The 456-nt window shown below is 42.8% G+C and carries 1 protein-coding gene; it reads right to left on the bottom strand.

The window, feature by feature from the left end:
- Nucleotides 1-456 (bottom strand): VCBS domain-containing protein (locus OLM33_10045; protein MCW1713991.1); only part of this gene is annotated, 456 nt, incomplete at both ends.

Below are 456 nucleotides of genomic sequence, written 5' to 3'. Positions count from 1 at the left end.
GATCATCAACATTTTCCCCTAACGCCTTGTCAGCTATCTCTGTTACAGCACCTTTAACATCATTTGCGTTTACGACATTAATGACAGGAAGATCATTTGTGCCGGTAATGGTTATTACCACATCTTTGGTATCAATTCCACCATGTGGGTCAGCAACCTGTACTGTGTAAGTGAGTTCAAGTGTTTCACCTGCAGCCATGCCGTCAAAGAAGTGAGAGCCAGAATTAAATGTCCAAGTAATGCCGTGATCTTTATCACTTTCGGTATTTGTAAGTCCTCCTGTAACGGTGAACATAGCCTTTAGTTCTGCATCTGTAGGTAGGGGGCCTGTATATGTTCCGCCCTTTGTAATTGAATCTACTTCTGTGGCATTAACAACGTCAATGACGTCGACATCCGAAAGTGACAAAGTTCCGGTTGCTGTTAGAGCTATGTTTGATTCTGTCAAAGACTCAG

This window comes from Synergistaceae bacterium DZ-S4 (assembly GCA_025943965.1).
Lineage (GTDB): Bacteria > Synergistota > Synergistia > Synergistales > Synergistaceae > Caenicola > Caenicola nitritireducens.
The sequence above is the reverse complement of the archived record's forward strand: the minus strand, read 5'-3'. Positions and strand labels throughout refer to the sequence as shown.